Origin of the sequence: Kitasatospora sp. NPDC059817 (genome assembly GCF_042731835.1) — a bacterium.
GTDB lineage: Bacteria > Actinomycetota > Actinomycetes > Streptomycetales > Streptomycetaceae > Kitasatospora.
Genome location: NZ_JBHWIR010000070.1, coordinates 20,821 through 38,268, shown reverse-complemented (window position 1 = coordinate 38,268; position 17,448 = coordinate 20,821). Strand labels below are relative to the sequence as shown.

The window sequence follows — 17,448 nt, the reverse complement described above, 5'->3', positions numbered from 1 at the left end:
CGCGCCCCCCCCCCCGTCGACCCCGCGCCGGGGCCCACCCCCGGGGGCGGGGCCCCCCCGGTCTACCCCCGGGGCCCGGGCCCGACGGGCGGGGACGGGGCGCAGCACCTAGCGTGGTCCGGGGCGGCCGGGGCGGCACCGCCGCCGAGGTCGGCGACCCCCGAGGACCCGACCCCCGCGATTCCCCGCAGAGGCCCCACACAGGCCCAGGAGGTAAGCCGACCATGACCGTCTCCCTGTCCGATCTCACCGGGGACTACGTCCTCGACCCCGCCCACACCCGGATCGGCTTCGTGGCGCGCCACGCCATGGTGACCAAGGTCCGCGGCTCCTTCACCGCCTTCGAGGGCAGCGCCCACCTGGACGGCGCCGACCCGGGCCGTTCCACCGCCCGGGTGACGATCCGGACCGAGAGCATCGACACCGGCGTCGAGCAGCGCGACCAGCACCTGCGCACCAACGACTTCCTGGACGTGCCGAAGTTCCCGACCATCGCCTTCGCCACGACGGCGGTCGAGCCGCGCGGGGACGGCGAGTTCCGGGTGACGGGCGACCTCACCGTCAAGGACGTCACCCGCCCGGTCACCATCGACGTCGAGTACACCGGCAACGCCGTCGACCCCCAGGGCAACCTGCGGGTGGGCCTGGAGGGTTCGGTGACGATCAGCCGCAAGGACTTCGGGGTGACCTGGAACGCGGCCCTGGAGAGCGGCGGCGTCCTGGTCGGCGACAAGGTCGTCCTGGAGTTCGACGTCTCGGCCGTCCGGCAGGGCCAGTAGCGGCCGCAGGAACCCCTGAGGCCCGCCATCCCCCGCCCGCCATCCCCCGCCCACCGGGCCCCGAAATCCGCCGGACCGGGCGCCGCAGGTCCGGTTAGGCTCCTGACATGGCGACAGACGGCTCCCTCGCAACCGGCCAGCGCTCCCTCGGCGATCCCACCCTCGACTACCCGTTGTGGCCCCCGCTCACCGCGGGCTGTCCCCGCACCGGCACCGAGGACGTGTCCTACCCCGTCGAGGTCGACTACGCCTACCTCAAGGCCGACGCGGCCGCCCTGTTCGCCCCGGGGGCGGACGCCGGGGCGCCGCGCGGCGGGCTGGAGCGGTGGGCCCCCCTGTTGCCGCCGCTGCTCGCGCCGGGCCTGGGCGAGGGCGGCACGCCGCTGGTCGAGCTCGAACCCGGGGTGTACGTCAAGGACGAGGCCCGCAACCCGACCTGGAGCCACAAGGACCGGCTGAACCGCTGCACCACCAGCGCCGCCGTGGGCGTCGGCGCGCCCGGGATCGCGGTGGCCTCCTCCGGCAACCACGGCGCGTCCGCCGCCGCCTACGCCGCCCGGGCCGGGCTGCGCTGCGTGGTGTTCACCGGGCCCGACCTGCCGCCGGCCGTCGACGCGTTCCTCAACGCCTACGGCGCCGTCGTGCTGCCGGTGCCGTGGGAGGCCCGCTGGCCGCTGCTGCGGCAGGTCGTGGACCGGCTGGGCCTGCACCCGGTCAGCAACCTCACCACCACCCACACCGGCCACGCGTACGGCCCCGAGGGCTACAAGACGGTGGCGTACGAGATCTTCCGGGACATCGGCGTGCCCGCCGCGGTGTTCGTGCCCACCGGCTACGGGGAGCTGCTCTTCGGCGTCTGGAAGGGCTTCAGCGAACTGCACCGGCTCGGCCTGGCCGACCGGGTGCCGCGCATCGTCGCCTGCGAGTCCGCGTCCGGCGCGCCGCTCGCCCTGGCCGTCCGCCAGGGCCTGCCGGCGGCCCGGGTGACGGTGGGGCCGAGCGAGGCGTACTCGATCGCCTCCCCGGTCGGCGGTTACCGGGGCGTGGTCGCGGTCCGCGAGAGCGGCGGCCGGGTGCTGACCCTGGACGACGGCCAACTCGCGTCCGCCCAGGCCGAACTGGCCCGCTCCGGGCTCTGGACGGAGCTGTCCGCGGCGGCCGGGCTCGCGGGGCTGCGCAGCCTCGGCGGCGTCGAGGGCCTCGGGGAGGCCGAGGGGCCGGTGGTATGCGTGTCGACGTCCAGCGGGTTCAAGGACCGGGGCGTCGGCGCGCGGTCGACCGCGCCGGTCGCCCCGGAGTGGGAGGAGGTCCGCCGCCGCCTGCACACGGCCGGAATCCGCGGCTAGGCCATGCCCGGCCGGGCCTTTCCCCCAACTCCCGCCCGCCGTTGGAGGCCTGCTGTTCGCCGTCCGGTTCGCCGGCGTAGGGTTGGCGTTCGCCGCGGCCGCCCAGGCTGGTCCGGATCCGCACCGCCCCCGCTCCTCCCCGTGCGTCGAAGGGCTGTCACCGTGTCCCGTTCCCCCCGCCGTCTGCTGCCGCTGGCCGTCGCCGTCGCGGCGGTGCCCGTACTCGCCCTGCCGGTCGTCCCGGCCGCCGCGGCCTCGTACGGCACTCCGACGATCACCTTCTCGGCCGGCTACCTGTCCGGCGCGGTCGGCGCCACCGGCGACCCGACGGTGTCCGTGGCGGTGGCGCAGAGCGGGGCCGCGGCCTCGGCGCTGACCGTCGCCGCCTCGGCGAGCACCCGCAGCGCCGTCGCGCGGACCGGCGACGTGGCGGTGACGGGCACCGGCGGCACCCGCACCCTGGCGGTCGCCGCGCAGGGCGTCGGCTACACCGACCTCACCATCAAGGTGACCGGCCTGGGCGGCAAGACCGCGACCCGCACCCTGCACTACGCGGCCTCCCCCGCCGTCCAGTTCCCGGCCGCCAGCCGCTACCTGACCGGTTCCAGCGACGCCTCGGCCGCGGTGGACGCGGGCGGCGGCTACATCCTGGTGGGCGACGACGAGTCCAACGTGCTGCGGCTGTACGACCGCAACGCCTCCGGCGCGCCGGTCCGCACCTGGGACTTCAGCTCCGCGCTCGGCGTCTCCAAGGAGATCGACATCGAGGCCGCGGCCCGGGTCGGCGACACGATCTACTGGACGGGCTCGCTCGGCAACAACAAGGACGGCAAGGTCAAGCCGGACCGGCACACCGTGTTCACCACGAAGGTCACCGGCTCGGGCGCCAACACCCAGCTGTCGCTGGCCGGTTCGTACCACGGCCTGCGCGACGACCTGATCGCCTGGGACGGCGCCCACGGCGACCGCTACGGCTTCGCGGCGGGCGCGGCGGACGGGCAGGCGCCCAAGCAGATCGACGGATTCAACGTCGAGGGGCTGGAGTTCGCCCCGGGCAGCACCACCACCGCGTACATCGGCTTCCGCGCGCCGCTGACCCCGGCGGTCACCGGCGGCCGCGCGCTGCTCGTCCCGGTCACCAACCTCCCGTCGCTGCTGTCCGGTTCGGCCTCGCACGCGACCTTCGGCGAGCCGGTCGAGCTGGACCTCGGCGGGCTCTCCATCCGCGACCTGCGCCGCAACGACCTCGGCCAGTACCTGATCGTGGCCGGCTCCTGGTCCGCCGAGGACAACTCCGCCCCGTACGCCCTCTACCGCTGGAACGGGCAGCCGGGCTCCCAGCCGGTCAAGCTGGTCGACCTGCCGACCAGCGACGCCGGCGCCTGGGAGGCCGTCCCGGACGTGCCGAACCTGGACGCCCCCGGCGCCCGGGCCCAGCTGATCACCGACGACGGCTCCGCCGACCTGTACGGCGACGGCACCGCCGCCAAGGACCTCGCCCAGCCGGAGTGGAAGAAGTCCCGCTCCACCTGGTTCACCCTGAACTGACCTGCGCCCGGCCGGGGCGGGCCCACGAACCGCCCGCCCCGGCAGGCCCCGCGGACCGCCCGGCTCAGAGTTCGACGAGCACCTTGCCCCGGTTCGCGGAGCGGTCCACGTACAGGCTGCGGTAGGCGGCCGGGATGTTGTCGAAGCCCCGGTGGACGGTCTGCTGGTAGCCGAGGTCGCCGCTGCGGACGAGGGCGCCCAGTTCCTGCCGCAGCGCCGACCAGTTCTCCTCGGTGAACCACTCCAGCGAGAAGATGCCGCGGATGGTGGTGCGCGGGAACATGATCATCGGCAGCAGTCGCGGGCCCGCCCAGTCGCCGCCGACCTGGCTGCCCCACTGCCAGCAGACCGCGACCCGGCTGTCCACGGCGAGCTGGGAGAAGACCGCGTCGGTGAGCGCCCCGCCGAGGCTGTCGAAGTAGCGGTCGATGCCGGCCGGGGCGAGCTTGGCGATCTCCTCCCGCAGCCGCTCGGGGTCGTCGCCGTCGCGGTAGAGCAGGACCGCGTCGAAGCCCAGCTCACGCAGCCGGGCGGCCTTGGCCGGGGTGGCCGTGGTGCCGATGACCCGGGCCCCCCGGTGCCGGGCCAGCTGTCCGACCACCGATCCGACCGCCCCGGACGCCCCGCTGACCAGCACGGTGTCCCCCGGCCGGACCTTGAGGAACTTCTCGACCGTGCCCCAGGCGGTCATCCCCGGACCGCCGAGGACGCCGAGGGCGGTGGAGAGCGGCAGGGCGTCGTCGTAGTCGCCCCGGTCCAGCCGCCGGTAGGCGGGGAAGACCATCGGGAAGGTGCCGGTCTGCCAGAGCGCCGGGGCGCCGTTGCTGATCACGTGGCTGCGCCAGCCGCCGAAGCCCTGCACGAGGTCACCGACGGCGAAGGCGGCGTCCGGCCCGGCCTCCACCACCTCCATGATGGAGTCCGCGCCCATGTGGTCGCCGATCGGGGTGTCCAGGGCGATCCCCTGGAGGTACGGGTCGACCGAGACGTACCTGGTCCGCAGCAGCATCTCGTCCGCGGCGAGGCGGACGTCCACCTCCTCGACCACCTTCCGGTACATCCGCTCGACGTCCGGCACGCCGTCCACGTGCTCGCGGACGACCCACTTCTCGACCCTCATGAGGTGACTCCAAACCGCCGGTCGGCGGGCCCGACCGGTTCGATGACCAGGGTGGGCGGCGGCGCGCTGTCGTCCACGGCGGCGGTGAACGGCCGGCCGTCGTCGCGGCAGATGAACTGGACGACGTGCCGGCCGGCGGCGGCCGCCCGGATCAGTCCCCCGGTGGTCGCCCACACGCCGGAGAGGTAGAAGTTCGCCAGGCCGGGCAGCCCGGGCCCGTTGCGCTTGATCTCCTCCTCCAGCGTCTCGCCGCTCTCCACGAACGGCTGCCAGCCGAGCACCGTGCCGTCGTAGTTGCCGGTGTAGCGGACCTGGGTGAGCGGGGTGGACACGTCCTTGACCGCGACGGCGTCCCGCAGACCGGGGTGGTGCCCGTCCAGGAACTCCACGATGGCGTCCCGCACCCGCCGCTTCTCGCGCTGGTACTCGCGGCCGCGCCCCACCGGCAGGGTGTGCAGTTCCTCGCCCCGCCGCAGCCGCGGCGCCTGCTCCGGGCCGGTGCTCAACTCCCGCCAGGGGGCGATGTCGCAGAAGTAGCTGGCGTAGACGACGGTCGTCGCGGCGGGCGACAGCTCGGGGTAGTGGCGGCTGCGGAACTGGACGTTGATGCTGGGGTGGCGGATGCCGGTGAGCCGGTCGGCGACCTCGTCCTCCAGCAGGTAGGTGGTGCACGGGTCCCCGGCCGGGAAGGGGCGGCGCAGGCCCAGGAAGACGGTGAGGTAGCCGGGGAAGACCATGCCGGGCTCGGTGATGGTCCGGGTGTACAGCCGGCGGTAGGTGTCGTTCAGGTAGCGGCCCTTGAGCAGGTCCAGCATGGTGGTGCGTCCGTCGCAGGCGGCGACCACGATGTCCGCCCGGATCTCCCGTCCGTCACTCAGCCGCACCCCGACGGCCCGGTCCTGCTCGACCAGGATCTCGGCCACCTTGGTGTTGTAGCTGATCTCGCCGCCGAGCCGCCGGTAGCGCTGCTCGATCGAGCGGGCCAGCCCGAGCGAGCCGCCCTCCGGCACCCCGGCCGACTGCCCGGCGTGCGAGGCGAGTTGGAAGTAGGTGGGCAGCACCGGGAAGTTGGGGTGCTGCTCGTAGAGGACGAAGTTGAACGCCTCGCGCAGCAGCGGGCTCCGGAAGCGCGCCGAGTAGTCGCTCATCAGCACCGTGATCGAGCGCCGGATGACGTTGAAGTACGGCAGGAAGGAGGCGAGCATCCGCCAGCGTTCGGCCCGGCCCATCAGTCCGACCGGCTTGAGGAAGGGGTAACGGACCAGGGCGCGGCGGAACTTGCGCAGCCCTGCGCAGAACTGCCGGATCCGTCGGGCGTCCTCCGGGGCGAGGTCGAGCAGGTGCGCTTCGAGACGGTCGGGGTCGGAGTAGAAGTAGACGGCGCGGCCGTCCCTGGTGCGCACCACGTTGAAGACGTCGAAGTTGCGCATCACCTTGCCCTGCAGCGCGCCGAGTTCGAGCCAGATCTGGTGCATCTCGTTGCCGGGGCCGCTGCCGAGCAGCCAGCTCACGCAGCAGTCGAAGGTGAACTCGCCGCGGTCCCAGGCCGTGCAGCAGCCGCCGGGGAGTTCGTGCATCTCCAGGACGGTGGTGCGGTAGCCGTTCATCTGCGCGTAGCAGCCGGTCGACAGGCCGCCCAGCCCGCCCCCGACGATCACCATGGTCTGCCTGCTGGTACTCGTTCCGGTCATTCCGGCACTCCCACGGTGGCCCGGTCGAGTTGCGGCAGTTTGCCCAACTTGCCCGCGTGCCAAGGTTCCTGGTTGTCACTGGGCCAGGCCCGGAACGGCCGGCCGAGCTCCCGGCAGAGGTACTGCGCGGCGTACCGGCCGCTGGTGGCGGCGCGGATCAGACCGCCGAGGCCGGCCCACTGGCCGGCCATCGAGAAGCCGCGCAGCCCGGGCAGCCGCATCCGGTCCCGGTTGACCAGCCGGTTGGCGGCGTCCTCGGCCTCGGAGAAGGCCTGCCAGGCGAGGATGCTGCCGTAGGTGTTGCCGGTGAACCGCTCGGTGGTCACCGGGGAGGCGACGTCGACGAGTTCGATCCGGCGGCCGAGCCCCGGGTACGTCCGCTCCAGGAACTCCCGGACGAACGCGGCGACTTCCTGCTTGCGCGCCCGGTAGGCACGGCGGTCGCTGACCCGCAGGTCCTTCCAGGAGCGGTAGTCGCTGAAGTAGGTGCAGTGCAGCACCGACTTGCCGGGCGGCGCGAAGCCCTCCGCGTAGTCCGACCGCATCTGGACGACCAGGCTGTGCTGGAGCGAGCCGGGCAGCCGGGCGCCCTGCTCGGGGGGCAGCAGGTAGGTGGTGCTGTGCGGTTCGCCCTCGGGCAGCGGGCCGTCCACGCCGACGAAGGCCGAGACCACGGCCGGGTACAGGTTGCCGGGCTTGTCCAGCAGCTCGCCGTACAGCCGGTCGGTGGCGGGGCTGGACCAGCGGCCTTCGAGGAGCCGGTCGAGCACCGTCGGCCCGTCGCAGGCGGCCACCACGTGGTCGGCGAAGTGCCGGGAGCCGTCCCGGAGTTGGACGCCGACGGCGCGGTCCCCCTCGACCAGGATCCGCTCCACCCGGCAGCGGTAGCCGATCACCCCGCCGAGCGAGGTGTAGCGCTCCTCCACCGAGCGGGCCAGCCCGAGCGAACCGCCCTGCGGGAAGCCCGCGTTGCCGTTGTGCGCGGCGGCCAGGGTGTACAGGTACGGCAGCAGCGGGAAGCCGGCCGGCTCCTGGAGGAACATGTTGGGCAGCGCCCGCCGCAGCAGAGGGTCCTGGAAGCGCTCGGCGAAGCCGCTCATCGGGGTCGTCGCGGTCCGCCAGAAGAGCCGGAACGCGGGCAGCACGGTGCGCAGGGTGCGCAGCCGCTCGGCCGGGCCGCGCAGCGGCGGCGGGGTGAGGTCCCAGGGCAGGTCGATGGCGGCGAAGCGGCGCAGGTCCCGGCAGAAGGCCCGGATCGGCTTGGCGTCGCCGGGGGCGGTGGCCAGCAGGTGCCGTTCCAGCCGGTCCGGGTCCCCGTAGAAGGTGACGGCGCGGCCGTGTTCGTCGACGACGCGGTTGAAGACGTCGAAGCGGGTGATCGACTTGCCGTCGAGGGCGCCGAGTTCGCGCCACACCTGGTTCGCGCCGGTGCCCTCGGCGGTGCCGATCAGCCAGTCGATGCAGTAGTCGAACAGGTAGCCGTGCCGGGACCACGCGGTGCAGCAGCCGCCGGGCAGCACGTGCTTCTCGAAGATCCGGGTCTCCAGCCCGCTCATCTGCGCGTAGCAGCCGGTGGAGAGCCCGCCGATGCCCGCGCCGATCACGATGACCCGGGGCGGGCCGCCGGGGGCCCGCTCCCGGCTCGACCAGTCCGGTCCGCGCTCAGGCCCGGCCATCGGCGGTGCCTCCGGCCAGGATGGCGCCCGCCAGTTCGGCGTTGCGGGCGGCGAACTCGGCGTCGAGCATCTCGGCGTGGCTGCCGTGCCCGGCGTGGACGGCGGTGCCGGCGCTGGAGGCGCCGTGCCAGGAGCCGTGCTCGCCGCCCGCGTGCAGCGCCAGCCGGTCCCGTTCGCAGACGACGTTGAGCGGGGCCTTCAGGACGCCCAGGTTGGGGGTCCGGCTGCAGAACGCCAGGTAGTCCCGGGCCTGTTCGAGGGTCTCCTGGGCGACGATCCGGGAGCCGGTGTGCCGGTGCAGGTGCTCGTGGAGTTCGCGCTCGAAGACGGCCAGGTGCTCCTCGCCGAGCTCGAAGGGCTCGGGGATCCGGTAGGAGTCCACCACCAGGACGGAACTGACCGTACGGCCTCGGCGTTCGAGCTCCCGGGCCACCTCGAAGGCGAGGTTGCCGCCGAGCGAGTAGCCGAGCAGGACGTACGGCCCCGACTCCTCCAGCTCCTCGACCAGGTCGGCGTAGCGGGCGGTCTTGTCGTCGCCGGCGAGGTAGTTGAAGGCGGCGAGCCGGTGGTCGGGCAGGTGGGCGGCGAGCTGGCGGTAGACCAGGCCGTGGCCGCCGGCCGGCGGGAAGCAGAACACCGTCCGCCCTTCGGGCGCCCCGGGGTTGAACCAGAGGTACGGCTGGCCGCCGGCGACTTCGCCGGTGATGATCTGCTCCAGCGTGCGGGCCATCCCGTGCAGGGTGGTGACCTTGAAGAGCAGGCCGACCGGGATGCTGATGTTGAACTCGGTCTGCAGGTGGTGGATCAGCTCGATCAGCCGGATGGAGCTGCCGCCGAGTTCGAAGAAGTCGTGCTGGAGGCCGACCTCCGCCACGCCGAGCAGGTTGCTCCAGTGCTCGGCGGTGCGGATCTCGTAGAGGGTGACGGGCGGTTCGTGCTGCGCGTCGCCGGTGTCGATCCGGGGCTCGGGCAGGGCGGCCAGGTCGACCTTGCCGTTGGGGGTGAGCGGCAGGGCGGGCAGTTCGGTGAGGTGGGAGGGGATCATCACGGTGGGCAGGTGCTCGGCCAGGTGGCGGCGCAGTTCCCGGCGGTCCAGGGTGGTCCCCTCGGCGGGGACCAGGTAGGCGGCCAGCACGGCTTCGCCGGTGGCGTCCTGACGGACAGTCACGCAGGCCTGGGCGAGTTCGGGGCGGGCGGTGAGGTGGGCCTCGATCTCGCCGATCTCGATCCGGTGGCCGCGCACCTTGACCTGGTTGTCGATCCGCCCGAGCAGGTGGGCGGTGCCGTGGGCGTCCCAGTGGCCGAGGTCGCCGGTGCGGTAGAGCCGGACGGGCGGGCCGTCGAGCTCCAGGGTGGTGAAGCGCCGGGTGGTCTGCTCCGGGTCGTTCGGGTAGCCGGCGGCGACACCGGCGCCGCCGATCCACAGCTCGCCGGGCACGCCGGGCGGTACCGGCTCGCCGTAGTGGTCGAGGATGTACAGCGCGCTGTTGGGGAAGGGCCGGCCGATCGGCACCATCCGGCCGGGCTCCAGGGCGTCGGCCCCGCCCTCGTAGTAGCTGGTGTCGATGGTGGCCTCGGTCAGGCCGTAGGAGTTGACCAGCCGGGTGTCCGGCCCGCACAGGGCGCGCAGCCGCCGGTGCTCGGCGGCCTTCCAGGAGTCGGAGCCGACGACCAGCAGCCGCAGGAAGTCCAGCCGCAGGCCCTCGCGTTCGCAGTGGGCCAGCAGGCCGCGGGCGACGGCGGGCACGAACTCGCCGCAGTCGACGACCTCCTCGCGCATGGTGCGGTACAGCCGGGCGGTGTCGAACAGCAGGTCGCGGTCGACCAGGACGAGGGTGCCGCCGGTGCTCAGCGCCCGGGCGAGGTCGCCGGAGAACACGTCGAAGGCGGTCCCGGCCATCTGGAGGTGCACCCGGGCCTCGGTGTCGAGGCGGTACTCGGCGCGCCAGCCCGCGGTGACGGCGGCGAGGTTGCGGTGGTCGACCCGCACGGCCTTCGGGCGGCCGGTGGAGCCGGAGGTGTGGATGACGTAGGCGGGGCGGTCCGGGTCGGCGGCGGGCAGCGGGCCGCGCTCGGCGGCCGGCCGGTCGAGTTCGTCCAGGGTGACGGGGCGGACGGGCGCTTCGATGCCGAACGGGTTCCGTTCGGCGACCACGACGAGGGCGGCTCCGGCGTCGGTCACCTGGTAGGCGAGCCGGTCGGCCGGGTGGCCGGGGTCGAGCGGCAGGTAGGCGGCGCCGGCCCGCCAGATCGCCAGCAGGACGACGATCAGCTCGGGCGACTTGTCCAGGCAGACCGCGACCACCGAGCCTTCGCCGACGCCCAGTTCGCGCAGCCGCAGGGCCGTCCGCTGGGCCCGCCGGTCGAGTTTGCCGTAGGTGAGGCGGCGGACGCCGTCCGGGCGGGGGGAGGTGACGGCGACGGCCTCGGGGTGTTCGGCGGCGGCCTTGGCGACGAGTTCGGGCACCGGGGTGTCGTGGTCGGCCCGCCGGTCGGCGCCGCTGAACCCGGTGAGGATGCGGCGGCGTTCGGCCTCGTCGAGCATCCGCAGCCGGCCGACCGGGCGGTCGGTGCCGGCGCTGGTCATGGCGTCCAGCAGGTTGCGGTAGTGCGCGGCCAGCCGCTCGACGGTGGCAGCGTCGAAGAGGTCGGAGTTGTACTTGAACACGCAGTGGAAGCAGCCGTCCGCGCGGTCCTCGTAGGCGGACAGCGTCAGGTCGAACTGCCCTTCCTCCTCGGGGAGTTCGATGTACTCCAGGCGGTAGCCGAAGCGCTCCACGGCGACCTTGTGGGTGAGCAGGATGAACATCGCCTGGAACACCGCCGAGCGGCTGGGGTCGTGCTGGAGCCCCAACTGCTCGACCAGCAGCGGGAACGGGTACTCCTGGTTGTCCAGGCCGCCGAGCACGCTCTCCCGCACCCGGGCCAGCAGCTCGGCCACGGTCGGCTCCCCGGCCAAACTGACGTGCAGCGGCAGCGGGTTGACGAAGTAGCCGTAGACGGAGGCGAACTCCTCCTGGGTGCGGCCGGTGACGGGGCTGCCGACCACGATGTCCTGCTGGCCCGACCAGCGGTGCAGCAGCAGGTAGTAGGCGCTCAGCAGCACCATGAACGGGGTGGCGTGGTGCGCGCGGGCCAGCTCGTGGACGCGGGCGGTCAGGTCGGCGTCGAGCCGGAAGAACGCCGAGGCGCCGTTGTGGGTCTGCACGGCCGGCCGGGGCCGGTCGGTGGGCAGGGCGAGGACGGGCATCTCGGCCGGCAGGTGGCCGCGCCAGTAGTCGAGCATCCGCCGGGCGTCGGGGCCGGCCAGGAAGCGGTTCTGGTGGTTGAGGAAGTCGAGGTAGCGGGCGGCCACGGCGGGGAGTTCGGGGGTGCGGCCCTGGCGCAGCGCCTCGTAGACCTCGAACAGCTCCTCGATGAAGGTGAAGGTGGAGATCGCGTCCGAGACGATGTGGTGGACGGCCTTCATCAGGACCCAGCGGTCCGGTCCGCGCCGGAACAGCCGCAGCCTGACCAGCGGGTCGTTCGCGAGGTCGTACGGCCGCCGGTACTCGGCGACGATCAGCGCGTGGATCTCCTCCCAGGGGCGGCCCTCGACGTCGAACAGTCCGGTGTCGGCCACCGCCTCCGGGCGGATCCGCTGGACCGGCCGGCCCTCCTCGGCGGTGAAGGCGGCCCGCAGCCCGGGGTGCCGGGCGACCAGCGTGCGGAAGGCGGCGAAGACCAGCTCGGGGTCGAGCTCGGCGCGCACCTCCACCGCGCCGCCGATGTTGTAGGCGAAGCCGTCCGGGTGCAGCTGGCGCAGGAACCACAGCGCCTGCTGGTTGTGGGTGAGCGGGTAGCGGGCCTCGTCGGTGTACAGCTCGACCTCGGCCTGCTCGGGGCCGCCCTCGGCGTCGAGCCGCTCGGCCAGGCCGGCGACGAGCAGGTCGACCAGGTCGCCGACGGTGCCGTTGCTGAGCAGCGCCACCACCGGCAGGGCGACGCCCAGTTCGCCGTGCACCCGGGCGCGCAGCTCCATCGCGAGCAGCGAGTCCAGGCCGTGTGCGCCGAGTCTGGTGTCCGGGGCGATCCGCTCGGCGCCGATCCGCAGCACGGCCGCGGCGGCGGCGGTGAACCGCTCGGTGACGAGCCGGTGCCGGGTCGGCGGATCCGCCGTACGGTAGGCGTCCAGGAAGCCGCCGGTCTCGGCCGGGGCCTGCTCGGCGGCGCTGGCGGCCAGGTCGGCGACCAGCGGCGGCGGCGCGGGGTACCAGGCGAGGAAGGTCGGCCAGTCGACCACGGTGGCGACCAGCAGCTGGGCGCGGTCCTGGCCGAGGACGCGCTCCAGCACGGCCGTGCCGGCGTCCGGCGGGAGCGAGCTCATGCCGCGGGCGTCGCGGTAGTGGGCGACCAGGCCCAGTTCCTCGATCATGCCGGTGGCCCAGGGGCCCCAGTCGAGGCTGAGCGCGGGCAGGCCGGCGGCCCGGCGGTGGTGGGCGAGGGCGTCCAGGAAGGCGTTGCCGGCCGCGTAGTTGGTCTGCCCGGCGGTGGTGAGCAGCGAGGCGACGGAGGCGAACAGCACGAAGTGGTCGAGCGGTTCGTCGCGCAGCAGCCGGTGCAGCAGGTGGCCGCCGACCACCTTGGGGGCGTATCCGGCGTCGAAGGCGGCCCGGTCCATCTGCGGCACCAGCACGTCCTTGACCTGCCCGGCGAGGTGGAACACCCCGCGGATGGGCGGGCGTTGGCGCTGCCGGTAGTCGGCGAGCCAGGCGGCGAGGGCGGTCTCGTCGGTGACGTCGACCGGGGCGAGCAGCGGTTCGGCGCCGAGCGCCTGGAGTTCGCGCAGGAAGGCGATCCGCTCCCCGGCCGGGCTGGCGGGGTCGGTCCGGTACCACTGGTCGCGCTCGGGCAGCGCGGTGCGGCCGACCAGGATCAGCCGCCGGGCGCCGCGCCGGACCAGGGTGCGGCAGAGCAGCCGGCCGAGCGCGCCGAACGCGCCGGTGACCAGGTAGCTGCCGTCGGGGCGCAGGACCGGCGGCAGCGGGCGGGTGAGGCCCTCGGCCTGGCGGAGCCGGCTGGTGCGGCGGTGGCCGGCCCGCAGGGCGATCTCCTGCTCGTCCCGGGAGGCGAGTTCGGCGAGCAGCGCCTCGGCCTGGTCGAGCGGGTCGGCGGCGGGGTCGAGGTCGATCAGGGTGCCGCGCTGGGCGACGAGTTCCTGCTGCCAGAGCACCCGTCCGATGCCCCAGGCGGGTGCGCCGAGCGGCTCGACCCGGTCGGCGGGGTCGGCGGCCTGGGTGCCCCGGGTGACGATGTGCAGCCGGGCGTCCGGGAGGGCGGCGGGCAGGGCCTGGGCGAGGGCGATCAGCGCGTAGCCGCCGAGGGTGGCGAGCTGGTCGAGCCGGTCGGCCGTGGTGGTGTCGAGGGCGGGCTGGTCGAGGTTCCACAGCTGGACGACGGTGCGGTAGCCGGGGCCGAGGTCGGTGAGGAGCCGGGTGAGGTCCTCGGCGGAGTCCGGGCGGACGGTCGAGTGCCCGTCGCCGGGCCGGTAGTCGGTGCCGGGCCGGACCAGGTGGCAGCGGGCGCCGCGTTCGGCGGCCAGCGCGGCGAGGCGTTCGGCGAGGCCGCCGGTGTCGGCGAACAGCAGCAGGTCGCCGAGGTCCTGGTCGGCGGGCGCGGCCGGGGCGTCCGTCCAGGCGAGTTCGGTGAGCCAGCCGTCGATGGTGGCGAGGCCGACCGAGGCGGGGGCCTGCGCGACGTCGGCGACCCGGAAGCCGGTGATCCGGCCGACCGGGGTGCCGTCCTCGGTGTACAGGGCGAGGTCGCCGACGAGTTCGCCGCCGCCCTCGCGGGTGACGGTGGCGTGCGCCCAGATCGGCCGGTCGCCGACCTGGTCGAGCCGGACCTCCTCGATGGACACCGGCAGCCGCACGCCGCCGTCCTCGGGGGTGAGCAGCCGGGTGGCCAGCAGGGTCTGGAAGCAGGCGTCGAGCAGCACCGGGTGCAGCTGGTGGTCGGCCGCCTCGGGGCCGAGCCGGTCGGTCGGGCTGATCCGGGCCAGTGCCTCGCCGGGGCTCGCCCACACCTCCTGGACGGCCTGGAAGGCGGGCCCGTAGTCGTAGCCGCGGGCGGCGAGGAGCCGGTAGCAGTCGGGGCCGTCGAAGCGCTGTCCGCGCGAGCGGATCGCCTCGGCGTCCAGCGCCGGCCCGTGGGCGCGGCGCTGGCCGGTGCGGACCCGGCCGCCGGCGTGCACCACCGGTTCGCCGCCGGCCGGGGTGGAGGCGATGGTGAAGCGGGCGTCCTCCGGGGCGTAGCCGAGCTGGACGGGGGTGGGCTCGGTGTCGGAGAGGAACAGGGCCCGGTTCAGCTCGATCTCGGCGAGCACCACCTCGGTGCCGCCGGTGAGGGCGCGGACGGCCTGGGCGGCCATCTCCAGGTACCCGGCCGCCGGGAAGACCACCTGGCCCTCGATCCGGTGGTCGGCCAGGTAGGGCAGCCGCTCGGGGTCGAGTGCGGTGGTCCAGGCGGGTTGGGCACTCGCGGTGCGGCGGCCGAGCAGCGGGTGGTCGACCTCGCCGAGCCGGACCTGCCGGACGGCGCTCGGCTCGACCCAGTACCGGTCGCGCCGCCACGGGTAGCCGGGCAGCGGCACCGGGCGGCCGGCCGGGTGCAGTGCGCGCCAGTCCGGTTCGACGCCCAGGGTGTGCAGTTCGGCGAGCGACCGGGTGAGGCAGGCGGGCTCGTCGGCGTGCCGGCGGATGGACGCCAGGGCGTGCGCGCCGTCGACGCACTCGCGGATCGCGTGGCCGAGCACCGGGTGCGGGCCGATTTCCAGGAACAGGCCGTGCCCGTCCTGGGCCATCCGTTCGACGGCGGCGCGGAAGCGCACCGGGTTGCGGACGTTGTGCCACCAGTACCCGGCGTCGAGTTCGGGGCCGCGGGCGAGGCCCTCGCGGGCGGTGAGGTAGAGCGGCAGCCGGGCCTCGTTGGGCTTGAGCGCGGCGAGCGCGGCGGTCAGCTCGTCCCGGATCGGGTCCATCCGCACGCTGTGGTACGGGACTTCGACCTCCAGGAAGCGGGTGAACACCTCCTGGCCGCGCAGTTCCTCGGCGAGTTCGCGCAGCGCGTCGGTGTCGCCGGCCAGGGTCACGGTGGAGGGGCTGTTGACGGCCGCCAGCGAGACCCGGGCGCGGTACGGGCGGATCCGGCGCTCCGCCTCGGCCTCCGGGAGGCCGACGGCGAGCATGGTGCCGGTGCCGGACAGCCGCTGCTGGAGGCGGCTGCGGGCGAGCACCACCCGGACGGCGTCGGCCAGGTCGTACACCCCGGCCTCGTGGAAGGCGGCGACCTCGCCGGTGCTGTGCCCGACCACCGCGTCGGGGCGCAGGCCGTGGCTGCGCCAGAGCGCGGACAGGCCCAGCTGGACGGCGAAGTTGGCGGGCTGGGCGAGCCAGGTCTCGGCCATCCGGGAGTCGGCCTCGTCGCGGTGCAGTTCGTCGAGCAGGGACCAGCCGGCCTGCTCGCGGATCTCCCGGTCGCAGGCCTGGACGGCCGCCCGGTAGACCGGTTCGTTCTCGTACAGGCCCCGGCCCATGCCCCACCACTGCGGGCCCATGCCGGTGAACACCCAGGCGAGGCGGCGCTGTTGGCGCTCCCGGACGCGGCCCTGGAGCACCCTGGGGTGCGCCTCGCCGCGCTCGTGGGCGGCCAGCGCCTCGTCCAGGTCGTCCTGCGTGGAGTAGACCACCGCGAGCCGCTCGGGCAGGTGCTGGCGCCGGTGCGCCAGGGTGTGGCCGAGGTCGGCGAGCGGCACCCCGGCGGCGAGCTCCCGGCGGATTCCGGCGGCGAGTTCGGGCAGTCCGGCGGCGTCCTTGGCGCTCAGCGGCAGCACGGTGCAGGCCGGCTGCGGGGCCGGGGCGGCGGGCCCGGCGCTCGGCGCCTCCTCCAGCAGGACGTGCGCGTTGGTGCCGCCGAAGCCGAAGGAGTTGACGCCGGCCCGGGCCGGCCCGTCGTGCTCGGGCCAGTCGACCGGGGCGGTCGGGATGTCGAAGGGCAGCGCGGCCAGGTCGATGCCGGGGTTGGGCCGTTCCAGGTTGAGGTGCGGCGGGATCCGCCGGTGCTTGAGGGCGAGGGCGGTCTTGATCAGCCCGGCGACGCCGGCGGCGGCCTCGGTGTGCCCGATGTTGGTCTTCACCGAGCCGACGTAGCAGCGGTCGCCCGGGCGGCGGCCGACGCCCAGCACCCGGCCGAGCGCGGCCGCCTCGATCGGGTCGCCGACCGGGGTGGAGGTGCCGTGCGCCTCGACGTACTGGAGGCTGCCGGGCACCACCCCGGCCTCGGCGCAGACCCGTTCGATCAGGGTGACCTGGGCGTCCGCGCTGGGGACGGTGATGCCGTTGGTGCGCCCGTCCTGGTTGACGCCGCTGCCGAGGATGACGGCGTGCACCGGGTCGCCGTCGCGCAGCGCGTCCGACAGCCGCTTGAGGACGACCACGCCGACCCCCTCGGCCCGGACGTAGCCGTCGGCGGAGGCGTCGAAGGCGCGTGAGCGGCCGTCGGCGGACAGGAAGCCGCCCTTGGTCTCGGCGATCGTGTACTGCGGCGCCATGTGCAGCAACGCGCCGCCCGCCAGGGCGAGTTCGGTCTCGCCGCGGAGCAGGCTCTGACAGGCGAGGTGCACCGCGACCAGGGAGGAGCTGCAGGCGGTGTCGATCGAGACGCTGGGGCCGCGGAAGTCGAAGCAGTGCGAGATCCGGTTGGACACCATCGTCATCATGGTGCCGGTGGCGGTGTGCGCGGCGAGCGTGCGGAAGTCGAGGTCGGCGAACTGGAGGATCTTGTAGTCGAGGGTGAAGGCCCCCATGTAGACGCCGACGTCGCGGCCGGCCAGCTCGCCGGGGCGCAGGCCGCCGTCCTCCAGGGCCTCCCAGCTGACCTCCAGGAGCTTGCGCTGCTGCGGGTCCATGTGCTCGGCCTCGCGCGGGCTGATGCCGAAGAAGTCCGGGTCGAAGGTGTCGAACCCGTCGATGTAGCCGCCCCGGCCGCCGATCAGGCGGCCCGGTTTGGAGCGGTCGCGGCTGCCGAGCGTGCCGGTGTCGTAGCGGTCGGCGGGTGTCGCGGTGAGGCAGTCCCGGCCCTCGACGAGGTTGCGCCAGTAGGTCCGGTGGTCGTTGGCGTGTCCCGGCAGGCGGCAGCCGATGCCGGTGATCGCGATCCGGTCGCAGGGCACGGCGAAGGGCGAGGTGGTCATGATCCAATCCGAGGGTGATGGCGTGGCGGCGCGGACACGGGCGGAGGAAGAGCGGCCTC

At 74.2% G+C, this 17,448-nt stretch carries 7 protein-coding genes; 3 read left to right on the top strand and 4 right to left on the bottom strand.

All coding sequences use genetic code 11. The features are described from left to right. The first annotated feature begins 224 nt into the window (after positions 1-224). The 3 genes from ACFV61_RS17425 to ACFV61_RS17415 all read left to right on the top strand — a co-directional run bounded on the left by ACFV61_RS17425 (position 225) and on the right by ACFV61_RS17415 (position 3,673). Positions 225-779, top strand: coding sequence for a YceI family protein (locus ACFV61_RS17425; protein WP_380492472.1), 555 nt, complete (start codon positions 225-227; stop codon positions 777-779). A gap of 107 nt (positions 780-886) precedes the next feature. Beyond that, on the top strand, positions 887-2,125 hold the full coding sequence (locus ACFV61_RS17420; protein ID WP_380429266.1) for a pyridoxal-phosphate dependent enzyme: 1,239 nt from the start codon (positions 887-889) through the stop codon (positions 2,123-2,125). A 162-nt stretch (positions 2,126-2,287) separates the two neighbouring features. Then, positions 2,288-3,673, top strand: a complete 1,386-nt coding sequence (locus ACFV61_RS17415) for a hypothetical protein (protein ID WP_380492470.1) — start codon at positions 2,288-2,290, stop codon at positions 3,671-3,673. 64 nt (positions 3,674-3,737) lie between these two features. Here the strand turns inward: ACFV61_RS17415 and ACFV61_RS17410 are convergent, their stop codons facing one another. The 4 genes from ACFV61_RS17410 to ACFV61_RS17395 are packed head-to-tail and all read right to left on the bottom strand — an operon-like array spanning position 3,738 to position 17,389. Beyond that, positions 3,738-4,793: a zinc-binding dehydrogenase gene (locus tag ACFV61_RS17410; protein WP_380379203.1), complete on the bottom strand. Its 1,056-nt coding sequence runs from the start codon at positions 4,791-4,793 to the stop codon at positions 3,738-3,740. After that, complete coding sequence (locus ACFV61_RS17405; RefSeq protein ID WP_380492468.1) at positions 4,790-6,484, bottom strand: phytoene desaturase family protein; 1,695 nt, start codon at positions 6,482-6,484, stop codon at positions 4,790-4,792. The genes ACFV61_RS17410 and ACFV61_RS17405 overlap by 4 nt, the downstream gene beginning before the upstream one ends. Further along, the gene (locus ACFV61_RS17400) at positions 6,481-8,160 is read right to left on the bottom strand and encodes an NAD(P)/FAD-dependent oxidoreductase (RefSeq protein ID WP_063346382.1); all 1,680 of its coding nucleotides are present in this window, start codon (positions 8,158-8,160) and stop codon (positions 6,481-6,483) included. Before ACFV61_RS17400 ends, ACFV61_RS17405 begins: the two co-directional genes overlap by 4 nt. After that, positions 8,147-17,389 (bottom strand): amino acid adenylation domain-containing protein, encoded by a 9,243-nt coding sequence (locus tag ACFV61_RS17395; protein WP_380492467.1) that lies wholly within the window; start codon positions 17,387-17,389, stop codon positions 8,147-8,149. The genes ACFV61_RS17400 and ACFV61_RS17395 overlap by 14 nt, the downstream gene beginning before the upstream one ends. Between the last annotated feature and the right edge of the window lie 59 nt (positions 17,390-17,448).